The following is a 2,994-nucleotide window of genomic DNA, read 5'->3' on the forward strand; positions in this document are numbered from 1 at the left end:
GGTGAGCTGCTGCCGGTTTGATGGACACCGGGTTAAGCTAATCCCACCTTGCGCTCGAACTCAACAGGGCTGAGGTAACCGATCGTCGAGTGACGTCGGGTCGTGTTGTACAACGACGTTTGAGAACGCCCACAGGACCGTTCTTCGCGAGGTTCTTTATCGGCATCATCCTTGGTTTGGGCGCCGAGTTTGCGTTCATGGGGCCATCGACAAGGCCGACGATGTCGTTTTTCGCTGCACCCTGGACGGATCGCAAGCAGACCGTTGGCTGGAAGTTCCCGCATGGATGTTCGACCGGACGGCATGCCATGACGCCGGGTTTCTGACAGCTCAGCCGCTTGTTAGGATCGATGCACTTGCGGCGCTTTCTGCGCTTCTCGATGTAGCGTTGAAGGATCGAACGCCATCAGCTGCCCCGCTTTCTGGCGCATCCAGAGGCTCTCACGGCCAGAATCGGGGAGCGACTCATGTCAAGCCAGACGGCAATGCCAGGGAGCGGATACCGACACAATCAACGACCGCGGCCGCAGCAGCAGATGGATCTGTTCGGGAGCGGCCTGTCGAACGGCGCCATCGGCGCGCCGGCATGGTCGGAGCTGCCGGCGGAAGCGCAGGCGGCCCTTATGAGTCTGATGACGCAGTTGATCCTCGACCATGCTGCGACGACGGCGACGCCGCGCGCGAAGGAGGTCGGTCATGATTTCTGACAAGGTCAGGCCTCATCATCTCGAGCGCAAGGCGCTTCTTTACGTGCGTCAATCCTCAGCGCATCAGGTGTTGCACAATCGCGAGAGCAGTGCGTTGCAGTACGCCATGCGGGACCGCCTGACGGCGCTCGGGTGGTCAGAGATTGAAGTGATCGATGATGATCTCGGTCGTTCAGCCGCCGGCGGGGTACAACGCGCCGGTTTCGAGCGGATGGTAGCGGAGGTTTGCCTCGGTAAGGTTGGCGCGGTTTGCGCCCGCGAGGTCTCGCGCTTCGCTCGCAACAGCCGGGATTGGCAGCAACTCATCGAGATGTGTCGTGTGGTCGATACCGTCCTGGTCGATCAGGAGACGATCTATGCACCGAGGCACGGTAACGACCGCCTGCTGCTCGGGCTCAAGGGCAGCCTCAACGAGTACGAGCTGGATCTGTTGCGCCAGCGCTCGCTCTCGGCCCGCTACGAGAAGGCGCGCCGGGGCGAGTTGGTTGTGGCGGCGCCCGTCGGCTTCGTGAAGGCCGGCGACCATTATGAGAAAGATCCGGATGGGCGTGTCCAGGAAGCGATCAAGCTGGTGTTCGACAAGGTCGAGGAACTGGGCAGCGCGCGACAGGCGCTCTGCTGGCTCCACGAGTACAATCTCGATCTGCCGGTGAAGCAGACCAGCGGCGACACGGCCTGGCGGCGACCAAGCTACTCCGCCATCCACCGGATCATTGAGAACCCGGTCTACGGCGGCGCCTATGCCTATGGTAAGACGGCTGTGGCGGCGGGATACAGCGCCGCAGGCGTGAGCGTGAAGATCCGCCGCAAGGCGCGGAACGAATGGCTGGCGCTGAAGCCCAACACCCACGAAGGGTATGTGAGCTGGGAGAGGTTCGAGGCGATCCGCACTATGGTCAGCAGCAACATTCCCACCGGCCGGCATCACGGCGCGCCCAAGCATGGTGACGGGCTGCTGGCCGGCCTGATCCGGTGCAAGCGCTGCGGCCGCAAGCTCACACTCCGATACTCCGGCATGAAGCACCATATCCCGCGCTACAGCTGCAGCCGCGCCTGGATGGACAATGGTGGCCCTCACTGCATCGGCTTCGGCGGACTGCGCGTCGATGATGCAGTCGAGGAAGCGCTGCTTGGCGTCGTCGGTCCGGGCGCTATCGCCGCTGCAACCGCGGCCGCCAAGGAAGCCAGGGAACGGCGGGATCAGGTGCGCGATGCTCTCAGTCGCGACCTCGAAGCGGCGCGCTATGCCGCCGACCGGGCCTTCCGGCAGTACGATGCCGCTGACCCCGCGAACCGGCTGGTGGCGGGCGAGCTTGAAGCGCGCTGGAACAGGGCGCTCGCTCACGCGGCGGAGGTCGAGGGCAAGATCGCAATGCATGAGGCGGCGACGCCCGCCCCCATTGCCGATCCAGCTTCGCTCGGCGTTCTAGCCTCGAACCTCAAAGCGGTCTGGGATGCGCCGACGACGGATGCTCGCCTCAAGAAGCGCGTTGTGCGCACCCTCATCCATGAGGTCGTGGCCGATATCGACGATGCGGCCTCCGAGATCGTCCTCATCGTCCACTGGGTCGGCGGCGTTCACAGCGAGATACGCCTGCCCAAGCGCCGGCGCGGGCAGCGTAACAGCACCTCCGCCAACATCATCGAGGCTGTGCGCCGACTGGTGCTGATCGCCAGCGACGATCTGATCGCCGGCCTCCTCAACCGCAACGGCCTCGAGACCGGTAACGGCAATCGCTGGACGCGCGAGCGTGTTACCTCGCTGCGCTCGAACTATCGCATCCCGGTGTTCAAGCCCGCCGAGGACGGCATCGAGCACTGGCTAAACCTCAGCAACGCCGCCAAGCTCCTGAAGATCGCGCCCAAGACGCTCCGGCTGGCCGCTGAAGCCGGTGAAATCGAAGCCATCCATCCTCTGTCGGATGGTCCTTGGATCTTCGCCCGCAGCTCGCTGATAACAACTGCTGCTCGATCTATCGCCGAACGAGCGCGACAGAACCCAAGATACCCCACGGGATCGAATCCCAATCAGCAAAGTCTTTTCTCTTCAACAACATAGACAGATGGGTGTTCTGATGCGCGGTTGTAGAACCGCTCGATGTAATCGAACACATCTGCTCTGGCCTCGTTCCTGGTGCGATAGGTTTTGCGCTCGGTGCGTTCGGTTTTCAGCGACGAGAAGAAGCTCTCCATCGCCGCGTTGTCCCAGACGTTGCCGGACCGACTCATGCTGCAGACGATGCCGCTATCAGCCATCAAGCGCTGGAACTGCTCGCTGACGTACTGG

The 2,994-nt window shown here is 62.9% G+C and carries 3 protein-coding genes; 2 read left to right on the forward strand and 1 reads right to left on the reverse strand.

Annotation, left to right across the window (positions count from 1 at the left end):
* The first annotated feature begins 536 nt into the window (after positions 1-536).
* Both IVB42_RS20200 and IVB42_RS20205 read left to right on the forward strand, forming a co-directional pair.
* On the forward strand, positions 537-707 hold the full coding sequence (locus IVB42_RS20200; RefSeq protein ID WP_247293539.1) for a hypothetical protein: 171 nt from the start codon (positions 537-539) through the stop codon (positions 705-707).
* On the forward strand, positions 697-2,766 hold the full coding sequence (locus tag IVB42_RS20205) for a recombinase family protein (protein ID WP_247293541.1): 2,070 nt from the start codon (positions 697-699) through the stop codon (positions 2,764-2,766). The genes IVB42_RS20200 and IVB42_RS20205 overlap by 11 nt, the downstream gene beginning before the upstream one ends.
* Here IVB42_RS20205 and IVB42_RS20210 read toward each other — a convergent pair.
* The coding region (locus IVB42_RS20210; protein WP_247471198.1) for an IS3 family transposase at positions 2,736-2,994 on the reverse strand (259 nt) is incomplete at its 5' end. The two genes, IVB42_RS20205 and IVB42_RS20210, sit on opposite strands and share 31 nt — an antisense overlap.

The organism is Bradyrhizobium sp. 45, from assembly GCF_023073155.1.
GTDB classification, from domain to species: domain Bacteria; phylum Pseudomonadota; class Alphaproteobacteria; order Rhizobiales; family Xanthobacteraceae; genus Bradyrhizobium; species Bradyrhizobium canariense_D.